The 16,914-nt window shown below is 65.5% G+C and carries 14 protein-coding genes, 1 tRNA gene and 3 pseudogenes; 12 read left to right on the forward strand and 6 right to left on the reverse strand.

Annotated elements, in window-relative coordinates:
- Positions 1-10 precede the first annotated feature (10 nt).
- A pseudogene (locus tag LR393_RS37060) lies at positions 11-168 on the forward strand (IS3-like element IS987 family transposase); the annotation flags it as partial.
- A gap of 167 nt (positions 169-335) precedes the next feature.
- Here LR393_RS37060 and LR393_RS14970 read toward each other — a convergent pair.
- The gene (locus LR393_RS14970) at positions 336-1,607 is read right to left on the reverse strand and encodes a multidrug effflux MFS transporter (RefSeq protein ID WP_331282946.1); all 1,272 of its coding nucleotides are present in this window, start codon (positions 1,605-1,607) and stop codon (positions 336-338) included.
- Positions 1,608-1,643: 36 nt separating this feature from the next.
- Between LR393_RS14970 and LR393_RS14975 the strand changes: the two genes are divergently transcribed.
- Both LR393_RS14975 and LR393_RS14980 read left to right on the forward strand, forming a co-directional pair.
- Positions 1,644-2,090: a MarR family winged helix-turn-helix transcriptional regulator gene (locus LR393_RS14975; protein WP_231484521.1), complete on the forward strand. Its 447-nt coding sequence runs from the start codon at positions 1,644-1,646 to the stop codon at positions 2,088-2,090.
- 287 nt (positions 2,091-2,377) lie between these two features.
- Positions 2,378-2,584 (forward strand): hypothetical protein, encoded by a 207-nt coding sequence (locus LR393_RS14980; protein WP_231484522.1) that lies wholly within the window; start codon positions 2,378-2,380, stop codon positions 2,582-2,584.
- 108 nt (positions 2,585-2,692) lie between these two features.
- Here the strand turns inward: LR393_RS14980 and LR393_RS14985 are convergent, their stop codons facing one another.
- Entirely contained in the window at positions 2,693-3,301 is a 609-nt protein-coding gene (locus LR393_RS14985) for a TetR/AcrR family transcriptional regulator (protein ID WP_231484523.1), read from the reverse strand.
- A 139-nt stretch (positions 3,302-3,440) separates the two neighbouring features.
- Between LR393_RS14985 and LR393_RS14990 the strand changes: the two genes are divergently transcribed.
- The 5 genes and pseudogenes from LR393_RS14990 to LR393_RS15010 all read left to right on the forward strand — a co-directional run bounded on the left by LR393_RS14990 (position 3,441) and on the right by LR393_RS15010 (position 6,941).
- Positions 3,441-4,409 (forward strand): MFS transporter, encoded by a 969-nt coding sequence (locus LR393_RS14990; protein ID WP_231484524.1) that lies wholly within the window; start codon positions 3,441-3,443, stop codon positions 4,407-4,409.
- Positions 4,406-4,909 (forward strand): MFS transporter, encoded by a 504-nt coding sequence (locus LR393_RS14995; RefSeq protein ID WP_231484525.1) that lies wholly within the window; start codon positions 4,406-4,408, stop codon positions 4,907-4,909. Before LR393_RS14990 ends, LR393_RS14995 begins: the two co-directional genes overlap by 4 nt.
- Entirely contained in the window at positions 4,906-5,559 is a 654-nt protein-coding gene (locus tag LR393_RS15000) for an NADPH-dependent F420 reductase (RefSeq protein ID WP_231484526.1), read from the forward strand. Before LR393_RS14995 ends, LR393_RS15000 begins: the two co-directional genes overlap by 4 nt.
- Before the next feature lie 92 nt (positions 5,560-5,651).
- A pseudogene (locus LR393_RS37065) lies at positions 5,652-6,403 on the forward strand (SDR family NAD(P)-dependent oxidoreductase).
- A gap of 184 nt (positions 6,404-6,587) precedes the next feature.
- A complete protein-coding gene (locus tag LR393_RS15010) occupies positions 6,588-6,941 on the forward strand; it encodes an ester cyclase (protein WP_231484527.1) in 354 nt (117 codons plus the stop codon).
- A gap of 367 nt (positions 6,942-7,308) precedes the next feature.
- Here LR393_RS15010 and LR393_RS37070 read toward each other — a convergent pair.
- Positions 7,309-7,846: pseudogene (locus LR393_RS37070) on the reverse strand (transposase); the annotation flags it as partial.
- 337 nt (positions 7,847-8,183) lie between these two features.
- On the opposite strand from LR393_RS37070, the gene LR393_RS15020 reads away from it, so the two are divergent.
- Together LR393_RS15020 and LR393_RS15025 are read left to right on the forward strand one after the other, a co-directional pair.
- Positions 8,184-10,946 carry a fibronectin type III domain-containing protein gene (locus tag LR393_RS15020; RefSeq protein ID WP_231484529.1) on the forward strand — a complete coding sequence of 921 codons (2,763 nt, stop codon included), beginning with the start codon at positions 8,184-8,186 and terminating at the stop codon, positions 10,944-10,946.
- A 410-nt stretch (positions 10,947-11,356) separates the two neighbouring features.
- Positions 11,357-12,580, forward strand: a complete 1,224-nt coding sequence (locus LR393_RS15025) for a recombinase family protein (RefSeq protein WP_269327241.1) — start codon at positions 11,357-11,359, stop codon at positions 12,578-12,580.
- Here the strand turns inward: LR393_RS15025 and LR393_RS15030 are convergent.
- The 3 genes from LR393_RS15030 to LR393_RS15040 all read right to left on the reverse strand — a co-directional run bounded on the left by LR393_RS15030 (position 12,562) and on the right by LR393_RS15040 (position 14,988).
- Positions 12,562-12,646, reverse strand: a tRNA-Leu gene (locus tag LR393_RS15030). The two genes, LR393_RS15025 and LR393_RS15030, sit on opposite strands and share 19 nt — an antisense overlap.
- 237 nt (positions 12,647-12,883) lie before the next feature.
- Positions 12,884-14,269 (reverse strand): hypothetical protein, encoded by a 1,386-nt coding sequence (locus tag LR393_RS15035; RefSeq protein ID WP_231484531.1) that lies wholly within the window; start codon positions 14,267-14,269, stop codon positions 12,884-12,886.
- Between the two features lie 176 nt (positions 14,270-14,445).
- On the reverse strand, positions 14,446-14,988 hold the full coding sequence (locus LR393_RS15040; protein WP_231484532.1) for a M15 family metallopeptidase: 543 nt from the start codon (positions 14,986-14,988) through the stop codon (positions 14,446-14,448).
- 86 nt (positions 14,989-15,074) lie between these two features.
- Here LR393_RS15040 and LR393_RS15045 point away from each other — a divergent pair, with 86 nt between their 5' ends.
- Both LR393_RS15045 and LR393_RS15050 read left to right on the forward strand, forming a co-directional pair.
- Positions 15,075-15,746, forward strand: coding sequence for a response regulator transcription factor (locus LR393_RS15045; protein WP_231484533.1), 672 nt, complete (start codon positions 15,075-15,077; stop codon positions 15,744-15,746).
- Positions 15,743-16,885, forward strand: coding sequence for a sensor histidine kinase (locus LR393_RS15050; RefSeq protein WP_231484534.1), 1,143 nt, complete (start codon positions 15,743-15,745; stop codon positions 16,883-16,885). Before LR393_RS15045 ends, LR393_RS15050 begins: the two co-directional genes overlap by 4 nt.
- The last annotated feature ends 29 nt before the right edge of the window (positions 16,886-16,914 follow it).

Below are 16,914 nucleotides of genomic sequence, written 5' to 3' on the forward strand. Positions count from 1 at the left end.
AACTCGTCCGGTCGGGACCGTGGGCGACGCCTACGACTTTGCCCTGGCCGAGAGCGAGATTGGGCTCTACAAGACCGAACTCATCCACCCATACGGCCCTGGAAAGGCTTGGAGGACGCCGAACTGACCACCCTGGAACGGGTCGACTGGCGCAACCACCGACGCCTGCAGCGACCTCACACCAGCCGAACTTGAGCAGATCCACTACGGCACACACCGGCCTTGGCTAGGCTGGCGCCGTCAACCGTATGAGCCTCCGGACACTCCGGGGCGGTTCAAGCCAGTAACGACACGCGACATGAGGCGTCCGGCAACAGCTGGTCAAGAAACTCCAGTCATTTTGCCGAGGAAGAGTTTTTGTCGAGATGAACAAGGGGCATCAATAGAGCGCCAGCCTCGAACACCGGTCCGGCAGTCTCATTCGCCATGGGCCGCCGTCCCATAAGTGTCAGTGCCCCCGCGGTGCACATCAGCATGGTGGCACCCATGGCCGTGGCGGTGGCCGGACCGGTCAACGTCATGGCTGACGCCGCAATCGCGCCGATGAGGAACTGCAGCAGACCCTGGAGCGAGGACGCGGCCCCGGCGGCGGAGGCGTGGGCGCTCAGGGCCAGCGAGGTGGCGTTGGTCATCACCAGACCGAACATCGACGTCATGACGAACAGCGAGATTTCCAGCAGGGGCAGAGGAAGATCGGCGGCGCCACAGGTGAGCACGCCCGCGGCACCCACGGTGGCTATCGTCAGGCCCACGCGCAGCAGGACCGCCTCGCCGGCGACGCGACCGACGAGGAACCCGTTGAGCTGCCCGAGCACCACGATGCCGACCCCGTTGGCGGCGAAGACCAGGCTGAACTGCTGGGCGCTGAGCCCGTAGCCGTCCTGCAGTACGAATGACGAGCCAGAGATGTACGCGAACACGGCCGCGAACATCAGGGCTGCCGCTATTACGTGCCGCAGATAGTGAACGTCGGCGATCAGGCCGGCGAAACTGGCTACCACGGTGCGGAAATCGGCCGGTCGGCGGCGTTCGGTGGGCAGCGACTCGGGGAGGGCCCAGGCGGCGGCCATCAGGATCAGCGCGCCCGTCGCGGCGAGCACCCCGAATACGACCCGCCAGGTGGTGAATGCCAGCAGCTGCCCGCCGATCACCGGGGCGATGATCGGGGCCACGCCGTTGACGAGCATGAGGGTGGAGAAGAAGCGGGTCATGGCGACGCCCTCGAACAGGTCGCGCACGATCGCCCTGGCCAGCACCGTCCCGGCGGCCGCGCCGAGCGCCTGCAACACGCGTCCGCCGATCAGCCACTCGACCGTCGGCGCCAGGGCGCACCACAGCGAACCGCCGACGTAGAGGGCGGTGCCGATCAGCAGGGGACGACGCCGTCCCCACGCGTCCGACAGAGGACCGACGATCACCTGGCCGACGGCCAGACCGACCACGAACACCGTGAGCGTGAGCTGCACCAGGGAGCCACTGGTACCCAGTTCACCGGCCATGGAGGGCATTGCGGGCAGGTACATGTCGATGGTGAGGGCGCCGAAGGCGCTGAGCGACCCCAGCACCAGAGCGAGCCGAACGGACGCACCCCTCTTAGTTATCTGCACATAATTATCTTGCCATATGCCAGTACCCTGAGGGGCATGGCCGAAGACCCCTTCGCCGATCTGGCGGATCTGCTGTTCAACGTCGGCCGCCTGGTGCGCGCCCGTACGCCGGAGACCGACCAGGCCGTGCCTCTCAACGAGACCGAGCGACTGGTGATGCGCATGGTCGACTTACATCCGGGGTCCAGCCCCACCGAGATCGCCGAGCGGGCCCGGCTCCAGCGCACCAACGTCAGTGGGGCGCTGCGTAGCCTGGAGAGCAAGGGCATGGTGCGACGTCAGGCGACCGGCGGACGGGGCGTCGCGGTACATCCCACCGAACTGGCGGCCCGCAATCTGCGGTTGCTGCGCAGCGGATGGTCCCGTCAGCTGGGGGGCGTGCTGGGTGACGATCTGGACGCTGTTCGCGAATGCGCGGCCCTGCTGGCTCGCCTGGAGACCGACCTGACTCGCAATATCCGCTCAGAACCGTCTGACGGGTGATTTCTGGCGGGTGACTCTGAACCGATGTCCCGGCCAGACAGAGATTGTCTTGCGACCCGTGCCCGGGCGGGCGGCCGAACCAGTAATCGATCGTGAGCCCGCCGAAGTCGTACCTGAGCACAAAAGCAGTCGATAGCGTGGGCGGCGACCGCCTGAGACACCCACACGGGTCACGCTGATTGCGGTGGCAGCTCAGGACTGTCCGGGTCGGATTCATGGCCAGGGACACCGTGGGGCCCGCTCCCTGTGGTGTCTTGCATCTGGCGTCGCCCAGTGCTGGAGGGGACTTGGTCGACGTGACGACCTGCAGAAATGGAAGCTCAGGCACGCTCAACGCCGTCGATCCCGTGCCTTACTCGATTGAGCAGCCGCCCACCCGCGCTCAGCGGTCGTTACCGGCATCAGGGAAGAAGTTCGTGTCTGAACGCTTCCAGCGTGCTGAAGCCGGCGTTACGGAGTACTTCTTCTTCGTCAGCATCAAATGCTGCTTATGAGTGTGATTCACGGCGCTCTGCGCGCGTGACTATGAGCCCACCCTCGCTTGCGGATCGCCGGGGCAATGCATACCGCCTGATGCGCTGAGCACGTTTGCGATGGCAGGTTCAGAAGGGGGGCCAGGATGTCAGGGCGGCGTCGGCCATGGCCTGAAGTTCGTCGCGGCCCACTCCGCCTGCGGCCTGTACGGCGATGCCGAAGCTCAGGGTGCTGACGTATCGGGCCAGGGTACCTGGATCGGTGGCGGAAGGCAGGTCGCCGCTGTCGACGGCCGCCTGGAACCGCTCTCGCAGGCGGTTGCAGCCGTCGTTGCGCCAAGCTGCCAGGAGGTCACGGACGCTGCTGCTGGCGGCACCGGTTACGAGCGCTCCCTGAACACCCAGGCATCCGTGGGGATGGGCCGGGCGGGTAGTGGTGCGAATCGTGCCCGCCAGCAGCGTGGTCGCAACACCTAGCGCGGTGGGCTCTTGCAATGCGCGGGGCAGGTAGGCGGTCGGGCCTTCGTCGTAGCGCTCCAGAGCCTTGCGGAACAGCTCTTCTTTGTTACCGAACGTCGTGTACAGGCTAGTGGTGCTGATGCCCATCGCCTCGGTCAGGCCGGCCAGGCTCGCTCCCTCGTAGCCGTGCTCCCAGAAGAAAAGCATGGCCCGCGCGAGGGCCTCGTCGGGGTCAAAGGCCCGGGGTCGGCCCACCGGCCCTTTCGGTGTGCTCGCCATACCCAGAAGCCTAACACTTTCGGAGTGATCGCTCTTAAATATTTGACAGCGATCGTTCCGGAAATGCTACGGTCTCATTCGGAAATGATCGCTGCCGAACTTTGAGGAGGTCATCGACGTGCGCGGCGAGGAGAGCAGGGTGTCTTACCGAAGGGGTGGTGCCCCGGGAGGCGTTCGCGATCTCGACTGGTCGCCGAGTACCTGGCTCCTGCTCATCACCGTCTGCGGGGCCTTGTTCCTCGACGGTCTGGACACCTCGATGATGGGCGTCGCGCTGCCGTCCATCGGCCAGTCCCTGCACCTCCCGGCCGGTTCCCTGCAGTGGCTGGTCGGCGCTAACGTCCTGGTTTTCGGGGGCTTTCTGCTTCTGGGTGGGCGAACCTCGGACTTGATCAGCCGGCGGACCGTCTTCCTGGTCGCGGTCACCGTCTACGGGGTGGCCTCGGTGATCAGCGCGGGCCTCAGCAATGATCTGGCCATCATCGCCCTGCGATTCGTCAAGGGGATGGCGGCCGGCTTTACCGTCCCGGCCGGTCTGTCCGTCCTCACCACAACGTTTACGGAGGGCCTGGCTCGTGACCGGGCGCTGGGGATCTACACCCTCTGTGTGGCCAGCGGTTATTCGCTGGGGCTGGTCATCGGTGGCCTGCTGACCGAGATCAGCTGGCGGTTGACACTTTTGCTGCCTGGGCCGGTCGCTTTAGTTTTCGTAGCCTTCGGCTGGCGCGTGATCCCGCGGTCCCGCACCGCACGTACCGGCCTGGGGCACTTTGATCTGGGCGGCGCTTTCACCGTCACCGCATCGCTGCTGCTCTTCGTCTACGTGGTGGTCGAGGCGCCGACACGGGGCTGGGCCAGCACCCCGACCATCGCCCTGCTGGTAAGCAGTGCTGTGCCGATGGGCGCGTTCATCGCGATCGAGATGCGTCACGCTCACCCGCTGGTGCGCCTGGGGATCTTACGCAACGCCCGGCTCGTGCACGCGAACCTGTCCGGCTTCGCCCTGTTCGGCGGTTTCGGCACCTTCCAGTTCATCGCCACCCTGTACACGCAGGACGCCCTTGGCTGGTCACCGCCGGCCATGGCCGTGGCCTTCCTTCCGGCGTGATGGTCATCGTGGTGGCCCCGCTCCTGGCCCCCCTCGTCGCGTGTCTGGGCACCCAGGTATCCATACTGCTCGGGCTACTGGTCTGTGCTGGGGCCTACGCCTTGTTCATGCGGGCCACACCGGGCATGCCGTATGCGGAGTTCCTGCTGCCGACCTTGGTGCTCTTCGGTATGGGGTTCAGCCTCTGCTTCGCCTCCGTCAACGCCCAGGCCACCACCGGAGTCAGCGACCAGGAGCAGGGCCTGGCCTCGGGTCTGGTCAATACCAGCCTCCAGGTCGGCACCCTCGTCGTCCTGGCTGTGGCCACCGCCGTCCTGACCGGTGCAGGCAGCGCAGCCGAGGGCCAGGCCCTTCCGGGAATGAGAAACGCCATGGGCGTGGTGGTCGGGCTCCTGCTCGCCGCCTCCTCGATGGGGCCGGCCTTCATTTTCGTCAACCGCAGTCGAGACATCACGACACCCAATGCACCTTCCTCACACAGAATTACGGAAGATCTATGACCGTCATCGGCATCATCGGCGCCGGCGAAGTAGGCAGCACCCTCGCCCAAGCGGCCATCACCCAAGGCTACGAGGTCGTCATCGCCAACTCCCGGGGCCCGCAAACCCTAACCCGGCTCATCGAGGCCCTAGGCCCCGCGGCCCGCGCCGCGACCGCAGCCGACGCCGCTGCCGCGGGCGACTTCGCCATCGTGGCCGTTCCTTTGAAACTGGTCAACAACATGCCCACCGAACAACTGGCGGGCAAAATCGTGATCGACACGAACAACTACATGCCCTACCGCGACGGGCGCTTCCCGGCCATCGACTCGGGCCAGAAGACCGTCCACGAACTGCGCCAGGAACATTTGCTCGCCTCCAAGGTGGCCAAGGCCTTCACCCACATCCAGGCACCCCGGTTCTTCGCCTCAGCCAGCCCAACGGGAACGCCCGGCCGTCATGCGCTATCAGTCTCCAGCAATTTTCCCGAGGCCGTCGAACTGGTCACGCGCCTGCATGACGAGTTCGGTTTCGACACCGTCGATAACAGCCCCCTGAGTGAGTCCTGGCGTAGTGGACCCGGCCAGCCCGCCTGGAACTCACACCTGCACCAGACCCGCGAGCAACTGGCCACCAATATTTCCCGGGCGCGCCCCCTGATCATCCCCTGAATCACAGCCCCCTGCAGCTGCGACCCAATCAGCCTTGCTCGGGCAGCGCACTCATCAATCCTGAATGTCCAGGTGAATCGGAGAAACTCAAAGTGGGAATGCTGGAAGGCAAGACTGCTCTGGTCACCCGCGTCAACAGCGGAATAGGCCTCGCCTCCACTGCACGGATGGCTGCCGAGGGAGCACGCGTCTTCATCACCGGTCGCCGCCAGGCCGAACTCGACACAGCGGTCGGGGCGATCGGCCCGACAAATGCCACCGCTGTGGTCGCCGACATCTCCAGTCCGGACGACCTGGACCGGTTGTACGAGGCCGTCCGGGCGTAGGGCCGGAGCCTGGACGTGCTGTTCGCCAACGCCGGTATCGGAGCGTTCGCTTCACGGGAGCCCATCACCGAGGCCGACTTCGACCAGCACTTCGGCATCAACGTCCGCAGCCTCCTGTTCACCGTGCAGAAGGCTCTGCCGTACTCAACGACAGCGCCTCCGTCATTTTGAACGGCTCCACCAATGCCGATTCCGGCGCTCTCACGTTCGGTCTGTACACGACCACCTCAGCTGCCGTCGGCTCGTTCGCCCGGATCTGGGCCAACGAGCTCAAGGACCGGCGCATCCGGGTGAACACCAATATCCCCGGGCTCACAGTGACCCCGGGCCTGAACGGCACCCAGCCCACCGAGGAAAAATCGGCAGAGTTCCGCGATCTCCTAGCCGGCCAGGTACCCATGGGACGCCTGGCCGATCCAGACGAGATCGCCGCCGCCGTGCTCTTCCTGGCCTGCGACCGGAGCAGCTTCATCACCGGTTCCGGCCTGTACGCAGACGGCGGCCTAAACCAGACCTGAGGCCCACTCACGGATCTGACTCTCCGGGAGCGAGCACCGCGCCTGCTGATTCTACGCAGTAACCGCCGGGGAATCTTCCAAGTGTTCCGCCCCGCAAATTCTTCACCGCCCAACTCCGGGTCCTGAAGCAACCGAAAGGAACTTGATGGCAGATACGAATGTCCGCGCTTGGTATGACCGTTACGTGGCGGCGCTGAACGCCCACGAGTTCGACGGCATGGACGAGTTCATCAACGACACCGTCATGCCCAACGGCGAAATGGGCCGCCGCGAGGACGTCACCAACGTGCAGAAACACGACGTCGACGCGAGGCCCGACCTGCATTGGGAGCTCAAAGAGATCCTGTTCGACGCCGACCGCATCGCCATCCGTGCGATCAACAGCGGCACCCCGACGAAGGAATGGCTCGGCGTCCAGCCCTCGGGAACGTCGTTCGAGATCGTCGAGTACGCCATTTCCAAGGTCAGCGCCGGCCGATTCGTACAGATGACCGCCCTGCACGACTCCGCCGATATGCTCCGGCAACTGACCGCCTGACCCACCCGAACTCCGATCCCGCCCGCACACAGGTGCGGACGGGATCCCGATGCGGTGCATCGGCACCGGCAGAGAAGTTGCCATGACGATCGTGTTCCTGCTCCACTGAGGCCTCCTACATCACAGCGGCCCGCCTCGCCGTAGATAGTGGTTTCCTCGGCTGAATGTCATGCCCGGCGCCCCGCTCACGAACGTGTTAAACAATGACTCCTTCCTGCCCGGCGTGCAGGCGCCTGGCGCGACGTACATGTCACGGGCCCCTAAAGCCCATCGCTCAGGGCCATCCCGCCGGGCCCGGGCCACCCCACTTCCATGTTGTCTAGTGCGATGACCGCATACGTTCGCCGGGTCAGGCCGCCGCGGGGATGATCCTGGAGATCTGGTCCTTGCCGACGCCGGTCCGTAGATTTCGGCGAAGTGCGCCGGAATCTCACCGGTCGTCAAACCGTCTGCGGTGAGCGATAAACCGATCTGGTCGATGGAGTCCCGACGACGTCGACGCTTCTTCACGCTCACCGGCTCGAACGAGCTGCCGCCGTCGCGGGGCACAGCGATCTCGACGGGGCCCACCCGGTCAGGACCGTCTTGGATCGTTTCCCGTTACGGGAATTGCGCCTGTTACGACTTTCAGGGTCGTGGGTCTCGTAGCCGAGGCGCGCGGCCATTTCGGCCTCCAGCGCGACCTCCAGGACCCGTTTAGTCAGCTGGGCCCGAAGGCCGCCCGGGCCGGCCAAGCCCGAGCCGGCAGCCTTGGTCTGAGCGACCAGATCCACGGCCAGGCACTGCTGATCTTCACTCGTCAGTAATTCCCCAAGGGTCTCACCAAAATCACCCGAAACATCATGCTGGCTATTGCTGCTGGCCGATCTCTGAGCCCCCTTCATCGGCTCGATCGTGTCGGACATGCCCTGCTCCTGTCCGCCGAGTGATCGAGTTCGGCAGGTCGAGCCGAACAGCGCTACACCGTTCCCTGGACGATCTCATTCTTGGGTCCTCAGGAATGCGGCTCACGGATCCATCTGTAGCCGGGAGCGAGCACGGTCGAGTCAGGGAGCGCCGGAGAGTCGCACTCAGGCGACATGTCGTGTGACTTAGAGTGGCGGAAGGTGACGCAGATGTAGGTGGGTCGAATCAAGCCACCTTGAGATGGGAGCAGCGATGAAGTTGGTGCCTTTTGTGTCGATGCGTCGGCGATTGGCATGCGTTGCCGGCGTGAGCGTCCTGGGTCTCTTGGTGGCGTCGGTGTCTACCGCCGGCGTTGCTTTTGCAACGGGTCCTCTCGATCAGCTGGCTCTGCTGGCCGGTGGTGGGAGCTCGGTGCCGACCACCTCCCCCCAGTCGGCTTCGGCAGTCGCCTTCGATTACCTGCGTTCGATCGCGGTAGACGCGGCCGGGAACATCTATGTCGCTGATTCGAACCACAATCAGGTCCAGCGCATTACTCCGGCTGGACAGGTGGTGACGTTCGCCGGCGACGGCAACCAATCGGGCAGTGCGAACGCGGCACCCAGCGGCTTGGCCACGTTAGCCACGTTCAGTGCGCCCGAGGGGGTAGCTGTTGACTCGACGGGCAATGTCTACATTTCGGCACCCACCACCAACCGGGTACTGAAGGTCGACACCAGTGGGCAGATCGGCGTTTTCGCCGGTACCGGCAGTACGGTCAGTAGTGGTGGGCTGGCCACCCCCGGGTCGGCCACCGCAACGGCGATAGCAGGGCCAACGGCGCTGGCGATGGACGCCGACGACAACTTGTACATCACCGACGTCAACTCCGGCGTCTACAAGGTGACTCCCTCCGGCACCCTGTCGATCGTGACCAGTGGCGTCGGGCTGGGTACTGGCCTGGCGGTCGACCCGACCGGAAATGTCTATGTGGCCTATCATTCCCAGGACATTGTGGACGAGGTCAGCCCGGCCGGCGTCGTCACGACAGTCGTTGGTTCCGGTCAGTCCGGCTCGTCTCTGCCCGCCTCGGGTCCGGCCACGTCGGCCGACCTCGACGGGCCCTACGGCGTGGCTCTGGATGCCTCCGGGAATCTGTACGTGTCCCAGGACGGCGGCAACAACGGGGTCACGGCGCTCTACCGGGTCGACCCGGCGCACCATCTGAGTGTCATTGCGGGAACCGGTACCGCCGGCTCACCCACGCTCGGCGGTCCGGCCATCAGCAGCGACCTGGGCGAACCGACCGGCGTCGTGATCGATTCCTCCGGCCAGCTCATCTTCGCTGACGCCAACGAGAATTCTGTCTACGGCGTCCAGTTGAACCTTCCGCCGGCCGCCCCCACCGGTCTTTCCGCAGCAGCCGGGAATGCCTCCGCCACAGTGACTTTCACTGCCCCGGCTGGCAACGGCGGAACCACGGTGACCGGTTATCAGGTGAGCAACGATGCCGGTGCCACCTGGCACACCCTGGCGTACACCTCGTCCGGACTGACGATCACCGGTGCGTTGAGCGGTCTGGTCAACGGTTATACCTATGCGATTCAGGTTCGTGCCGTCAACGCGGTCGGTGCCGGTGCGGCCTCGGCCACCGTCAGTGTGACGCCCGCGGCTCCGGCCCCGCCGCCGACTTCGCCCCCCTCCGTCAGTCACCCGGCCCCGCTCCCGGCACCTACAGCGGTCGCGTCGACCTCATCGACAACGGTCTCGTGGGTGGCCTCGGCGTCGGCGAACGTCACCGGGTACACCGTCACCGCTCATCCGGGGCCGGCCACCTGTACCACCACCGCCACGGTGACGAGCTGTGTCCTGGGCGCGGTAGCCGGCATCCGCACCACCTACACCGTTGTGGTGAACAGTGCCGCAGGAGATTCCGACCCGTCCCCACCGTCCGACGCCGTGCAGGCGTCCGCGCCGACGGTCCCGGAAACGGCTCCTGACCCCTCCGTGCCCACCACCCTGACCACGTCCGATGGCCAGCTGAAACTCGTTGAGCCCGGCCAGCAGGTCGTCGTTCTCGGTACTGGCTTCGCCGCCTACTCCAGCGCCTCGGTGGTCATCTACTCGACTCCCATCGTTCTGGCCACCGTCACGACCGACAGCCAGGGAAACCTGCAGGCACCGGTCACCGTCCCGTCCAGTCTCGCCTCCGGGCAGCACGTGTTCCTCGCATCGGGCACCGATCCGGACGGACGGGTGCACCAGCTGCAGCTACCCATCACCGTGAGCCGCTCCACCCACTCGGTAGCCGCTCCGACGGATGTCAAGGTTGCTCCCGTCGCGGACCCACGCGGTGAAGGAGCCCGGGGCGCGACGGTCACGTTCACTCCTCCCGCCGTGCACGGCAGCGGGACAGTCCGCTACCAGGTCAGCACGGACAACGGACGGCGTTGGACGACGACCTCGACCACGGGAACGGGCCGACGGCGGATCAGCCTTCGTCAACTGACGGCAGACAAGACCTACAAGGTCAGAGTGCGCGCTGTCGTCACAGCCGGGTCTGACCGTGTCGTCGGACGGGCCAGCGCCGCTGCCCTGTTGCGCCTGCGGCGTGGCTGGTACCGCGATCCGCTCTCGCACCAGGAGCGCGCTGCTCTGGTACCCGTACCGACCCACCCTCAAGACCATCGCGGTGCCAGGGCGAACACCACGGCGACCTACCGATCACAGGGCGGGACCCTGGTCGTACCCGCATCGTGGGTCAAAGGACACCGTCTGAGCCCCAGGCAGGGAGTGGTGCTGACCGGCGACGGGCGTTTCGCCTTCGACTCAGCCGTCATCACCCCTGCCGGCACGGCGCAACTCAAGCTGGTGGCCGCCGGCCTGAAAACAGCCCGGCGCATCACCTGTGAGGGTTACACGGACTACGCCGGAGCCCGGGGGCATGAGCTGGCGCTGTCCCGTCGCCGGGCTCTGGCGGTCTGCTCGGCCCTGCAGTCGTTCGGTGCCCACACGGCGACCAAGATCGCTGCCTACGGCCCCGATCGTCCCGTGGTCATCGGTGGGCTTGCCCAAAATCGCGCATCGAACAGGAGAGTCATCATTTTGGTCACAAGGTGACGACTCAGTGGAGTCCATAGGAGTGGTGTAACGGCCACGGGGCCCGCTGAGCGGCGGGCGTGGTCCGTGGCCGTTACACCACGCTCGTGGACTCCACTCGACGGGCGCAAACGTCGCAGTACCTGGCCATGCGTTCACGGATCGTTCTGGCGTGTGCGCAGACGGCATTCAACCGGCAGGTGACGCACGATCTCGAGGTAAGCGTCACGGACGTAAACCGCTGGCGTTCCAGGTTTGTCAAATATCGCTGGGACGGACCGCACGACGAACCTCGTCCGGGGCGGCCGACGTCCGTCTCCCTGGATCAGGTCGAGGAGGTCGTGACTCATCCGTCACCTATCGGACACCCCATGTCCTCTCACAAACTCCCAGCTCAGGCCCCCGTTAACCGACTTTGACGTGCCCCTGCTATGCGAGCCCAGGCCAGCACCCAGGGCCGCTACCTGGGTGGGAGGCCGCCGTACGGGTACGTTCTGGCGGATGCGGGCCCGCACCCCAACCCGGGGAAGGCATCCGCCGGCCAGCGAGCCCACCGACTTGAAGTAGACCCCACCGCGGCACCCGTCGTGCAGCGCATCTACCGTGAGTATCTGCTCGGTCGGGGAACAGCAGCGATCGCCAATCGCCTGACCCGTGAGGGCGTACCGTGCCCATCGGCTCACGACCCTGTTCGCAACCGGCACCGCAGCGGTGCGGCATGGGTGGCTTCAGCGGTGGAGGCGATTCTGCGCAACCCGCGCTACACGGGCTACGAGGTATGGAACAAGCAGCGCAAGGAAGAGATCCTCATCGACGTCGAAGACGTCGCGCTCGGGCACCAATCACGGATGCGCTGGAACGCACGCGATGAATGGATCTTCTCTCCGACCAAACGTCACGAGGCAATCATCGAGGATGCTGACTTCGACCTGGCGCAGTCAGCGCTGAAGGACCGAGGCCACCGCGACCTCTCGCTGCAAACTGTCCGGGCGCCTCGTCGGTCGAGCCGGCCGTACCTGTTCCGGGGTGTGATCACGTGCGGTCGCTGCCAACGGCACATGGAGGGCTCGTGGAACAACGGACGGGCCCACTACCGGTGCAAGCTGAAGTTGGCGGACGCTGCCTTGGCCCAAGCCGGCCATCCCAGCACGGTGTATGTGCGGGAGGACAAGATCCTGCCGCCGCTCGACTCCTGGCTGGATCTGCTCTTCTCTCCAGCTCGCCGCATGAAGACCGTCGAACTCTTACAAGAGGGAACAGGCGGGACGACGACCGAAAGTCGGCGGCAGTCTCTCCGGAAGAAACTCCAAGGGTGCGAGACCAAGATCGCCCGCTATCGCGAAGCCTTGGAGGCCGGCGCCGGCCCCGGAATGGTCGCTACCTGGACCAGCGAGGTAGTTGCTGAACGAGCCCGTCTGACGGTCGCGCTGCAGCAGCTCGAACCGGCCGACGTACTCACGAAGAAGGAACTACTGGAGGTCGTGCAAGAGCTGGGTTCCCTGTCCCAGACATTGAAAAAGGCCGAGCCACGAGATCGCGCTGATCTCTATCTGCAGCTCGGCCTTCATCTCTGCTACGAGCAGGAGAACCGCCTGATCAGGGCTTCGATCATCCCTGAAGCATGTCCTACTTTACGTGTCCGAGGGGGGACTTGAACCCCCACGCCCGATAAAGGGCACTAGCACCTCAAGCTAGCGCGTCTGCCATTCCGCCACTCGGACTTACTTTTTGTTCTTCGGGGCTGCCCTCCGAACGAGGAAAACATTATCATGACCTCGAGGTAGCTGTTGCACGCCCCGAGCCGGCGGACGAGGTGGGGCGAATCAGCGCTGCCCCAGCAGTGCAAGTCGAGTACTGGAGCAGCTCGCCCACCAGCGGACGGTCAACGCCGTCCCCGGCCTTCCATCAAGGCAGCCACCCCGCTGGCAACGCCAGACGGAGCGGCTGACCCCATTGGACTACTTCACCAGGCTCGCGCGCCCAGCCACCGTGCCGGTGGTGTCACCCAGCGGATTGACCACCACCGTCCAGATCCCGGAGACATCGAGCTCCGGCCCCTCGACCACTGTCGCCACGTCTTCGACCACACCGGCGCGGTAGAGCACCTTGTATCCGGCCTCGGAGCCGTCAGGACGGTAGAAGAGCAGGTCGACCGAACCCGACCCCGGCCCCTGACCGTCCGCCGACCACGACTGGTCCGAGACGTCGAGGCGCAGCCTCTGCCCGGCCTGGCCGGAGAACGTCAGGTGGGTGTTCTGCCACCGCACGGAGGACGACGCGGTACCGGTGCGACCCAACGGCAGTGCGGCGTGGGCGTCCTGCACCTCGGTCAGCTTCACCCGCATCGAGCCGGTCGCCCGCCACTGCGGGTCGAAGGTCAGCTTCCAGGTGCCGCCGACGTCGAACGGGGCGAACTCGAAGTACGGCGCTGCGCTCCCCGACTGCGCGTAGGTGCCGTCGGGGCGGGTCAGGGTGAGATCGACGTTGGGGACGTCGCTGTTACCCCCACCGTAGGCCAGGTCACGGGAGATGAATTCCAGCACCGGACGCCGGCCGGCGGGCGCCTTCACATCGAGGCTCACGGTGGTGCCGGGCTTCGTGAAGTTGACCGTGCGCTCCACGCCCTTGGTGAGCGTGCCGCCTGACTCGTCGGTCAGCTCGACCAGCGCGGCCGTGATTGATCCGATGGCAGCGCGTTCCGGATCGAGCCGGAGGGTCCAGTCGCCGCTCTGCTGGATGACGCGGCTCTCCGCCCAGTTGGGCGCCTCCACGGTCCGGCCCAGATCCATCTCGGTCGAGCCGTCCGGCGAGATCAGGGTGGCCACCACCCCGTCGTACGAGTAGAGGCCGGTGATCGTGGCCGCCCGCACGTCGAACCCGTAGCGCCGTCCGGCGACCAGAGGCACCGTGCCATAGATGTCTTCACCGCGGTCGGGGAAGTCCTGGGTAAATTCCGTACCAACGGTCAGGGGCCGGGTGATGTCCTCGGCCAGTCCGATCGTCAGCCGGGCCGTACCCGTGCCGGGCGTCTGACCGGAAAATAGGGTGACCGCGCTCATCGACACCGTCCAGGTGCCGGCCGTGGACACTGGAATCTCGAAATAGTGCGGCCCGGAGGCCCGGTCGGACACCTGGCGAGGCCCGGTGAAGCTGATGTTTACGCCGCGGGGCACCGTGATGTCGTCGACCAGCACCGCCAGCCGCCCCGCAGTGGTCGTCGTGGTGAAGGCGAGTTGCGGTTTCGAGGTCGTCTCAGGGAAGGAGACCACGGTCGGCACGCCGAGCTCCAGCGGTATCGCGTCTGCTGCCTGGGCACTGCCGGACAGGCCGGTCCAGCCGACCATTATCAGTGCTGCCGTGACGAGAACCGCTAAAGGGCGTGACAATACGATTGCTTGCACGGTGGCTCCCCACTTGGTGTCGCTCTCCGCGACGTCTCACAGGAGACTCACATGGGGCTGGTCCCGAGGCAAGTCTTTTGAAGCGTTAAGTCCGTTTCGCAAAATCCGCGGCCCACCGTTCAGGACGCACCGTCCGTCAGCATCCGCGGACAGGTCCCGCCGGGGACGGTCAGCAATTCGTAGTGCCAGATCTCATTGACGTAGACCTGGCACAACCCGTACCGCGCGCCGTACCGAGCCAGCCAGTACGAGGCATCCGTGGGCCCGATGTCGATCGCCTTGCCGACGACGTGCCGCGACTTCTCCGGCGTGCTGACCCAGCGCCTGGCCTCGGTGGGACTGCCGTACTTCTCGACCGCCTCGTCCAGCAATTTCCGCTGGTAGGCCCGGCTACGCCACCCACTGGTCACCCGGAAGGTGATGCCGTCGGCCTCGGCATCCTTCGATGCCTCCCGAACCGCCGTCAGCAGGGCGGGATCGAGCCTGGCCACGGTGGGCTCCTGGTCGTCCCAGACCCCCACCGGAGTGTCACCGACCGATCCGTCGTCGTGAGAGACGTCCCCCCTTGGCTTCTCGAAGAAGAACCCCAGATTGAGGACGACGATGCTCACCACGATCAGGAACAGGATCGTCCCGAGGAGTTTGCGTTTCCTGGTGGTCATGGTCCCAGGTAAGCCGGGTGCGTATTGCCAGGACGTCTGCGTTTTCGCATACGTGGTCGATACACCGGGCCGCCTAGGGTGACTCCATGCGTGTGCTGATCGTCGAGGACGAGCCCTACCTGGCCGAGGCGCTGCGGGACGGATTGCGGCTGGAAGCGATCGCCGCGGACATCGCTCTGGACGGCGCGGTGGCGCTGGAGTTGCTGGAGATCAACGAGTACGACGTTGTGGTGCTCGACCGTGACCTGCCGATGGTGCACGGCGACGACGTTGCCCGCCACATGGGAGAAAGCCACAGCGGCACCCGGATCATCATGCTCACCGCGGCCAACCTGCTCGACGACAAGGCCAGCGGCTTCGGCCTGGGCGCCGACGACTACCTGACCAAACCGTTCGACATCCGCGAACTCGTCCTTCGAGTCCGTGCTTTGGCCCGGCGCCCGAGCCAGGGCCTGCCGCCGGTGATCGAGGACGAGGGCGTGCGAGTAGACGTCTTCCGCCGCGAGGTGTTCCGCGACGGTCAATACGTCTCGCTCACCCGCAAGCAGTTCGCCGTGCTGAATGTGCTGATCAGCGCGAAAGGTGGCGTGGTGAGCGCGGAACAGCTGCTGGAACGTGCCTGGGACGAGAACACCGACCCGTTCACCAACGCGGTGCGCATCACTATCTCCTCGCTGCGCAAACGTCTGGGCGAACCCCAGCTCATCCACACCCTGCCCGGGGTCGGCTACCGCTTCGGCCGGGGATCGGACGCATGAGCGTAAACCGCCCGCCCGGCATGAGTATTCGACTGAAACTCACCCTTAGCTACACGGGATTCCTGATCGTCGCCGGGATCGCCCTGTTCGGTATCCTGCTGCTGGTTCTGCACTTCCTACCCGACGAGAACCTCACCCAGGCAGAGCCGGGCGGCGGCTTCGTCCCCAATCGTGGCGACCTGCTCGCCGTCGCGCGGCCGCTGTTCGCCTACGGCCTCGGATTCCTCACGATTGTCGGGCTGACGGGTGGCTGGTTCCTGTCCGGACAGATGCTGCGCCCACTGGAGGCAATCGCCGCAGCCGCGCGCCAAGCGTCCAAAGGTTCGCTCTCCCATCGCATCGCCCTACCCGGACGAGACGACGAACTGCGTCAGCTGGCCGACACCTTCGACCAGATGCTGGCCCAGCTGGAGACCTCGTTCGAGAAACAGAAGCGCTTCACCGCCAACGTCTCCCACGAGCTGCGCACCCCACAGGCCGTGATGCGCACGATGCTCCAGGTTGCGAGCTCCGCGCCGCAGAACGTCGATGTGGTCAAGCTTTTGAACCGCCTGGACGAGATGAACGAACGCTCCATCGCCACCCTGGAAGCACTGCTCCTACTGGCCCGGGTCGAGCACGGCGAGATCACCCGCGAACGCTGCTACCTCACCGAGATCGTCGAAGAAGCACTGGAACTCGCCCAGGATTCCTGCCCCGGCACCGACGTACCAATCACCTGGGGACGTACAGAGCCGGCCGACGTGGTCGGCAACCGCCCCCTGCTGGTGCAGTTGGCAGCCAACCTGCTGCGCAACGCATTGCTTCACAATCTGCCGTCGGGTGGCTGGGTCCAGATCGACGTTGTTCTGGAGGCCGGTCACCCTCGGCTGGCGGTAGCCAACACTGGCCCGCAGGTGACGCCCGAGATCGCCGCCACCCTTACCGAGCCGTTCGTACGAGCCGGAGGACGCGTGCGGTCGGTGGGCAGAGCAAGCGGCAGTGGTCTCGGGCTGGCGATCGTCGCGTCCATCACCGAGGCTCATGAGGCTCAGCTGGTGCTCGATCCGCGCCCGGAAGGCGGCTTGAACACGTCGGTGATCTTCTCACCAGAAGTATCGAACAACGACAATTCCCAGCGAGTCTCTGACCGCATTTGACGCATGGTGGATCCAGAACGCCTGTTCCA

The organism is Kineosporia mesophila, assembly GCF_021129235.1.
GTDB lineage: Bacteria > Actinomycetota > Actinomycetes > Actinomycetales > Kineosporiaceae > Kineosporia > Kineosporia mesophila.

Excerpts from the sequence above, each read along its gene's own strand:
- LR393_RS14985 (WP_231484523.1), bottom strand. The coding sequence starts at position 3,301 with ATGGCGAGCACACCGAAAGGGCCGGTGGGCCGACCCCGGGCCTTTGAC.
- LR393_RS15050 (WP_231484534.1), top strand. The coding sequence starts at position 15,743 with ATGAGCGTAAACCGCCCGCCCGGCATGAGTATTCGACTGAAACTCACC.
- LR393_RS14975 (WP_231484521.1), top strand. The coding sequence starts at position 1,644 with ATGGCCGAAGACCCCTTCGCCGATCTGGCGGATCTGCTGTTCAACGTC.
- LR393_RS15025 (WP_269327241.1), top strand. The coding sequence starts at position 11,357 with ATGCGAGCCCAGGCCAGCACCCAGGGCCGCTACCTGGGTGGGAGGCCG.
- LR393_RS15040 (WP_231484532.1), bottom strand. The coding sequence starts at position 14,988 with ATGACCACCAGGAAACGCAAACTCCTCGGGACGATCCTGTTCCTGATC.
- LR393_RS15045 (WP_231484533.1), top strand. The coding sequence starts at position 15,075 with ATGCGTGTGCTGATCGTCGAGGACGAGCCCTACCTGGCCGAGGCGCTG.
- LR393_RS15000 (WP_231484526.1), top strand. The coding sequence starts at position 4,906 with ATGACCGTCATCGGCATCATCGGCGCCGGCGAAGTAGGCAGCACCCTC.
- LR393_RS15035 (WP_231484531.1), bottom strand. The coding sequence starts at position 14,269 with ATGGTCGGCTGGACCGGCCTGTCCGGCAGTGCCCAGGCAGCAGACGCG.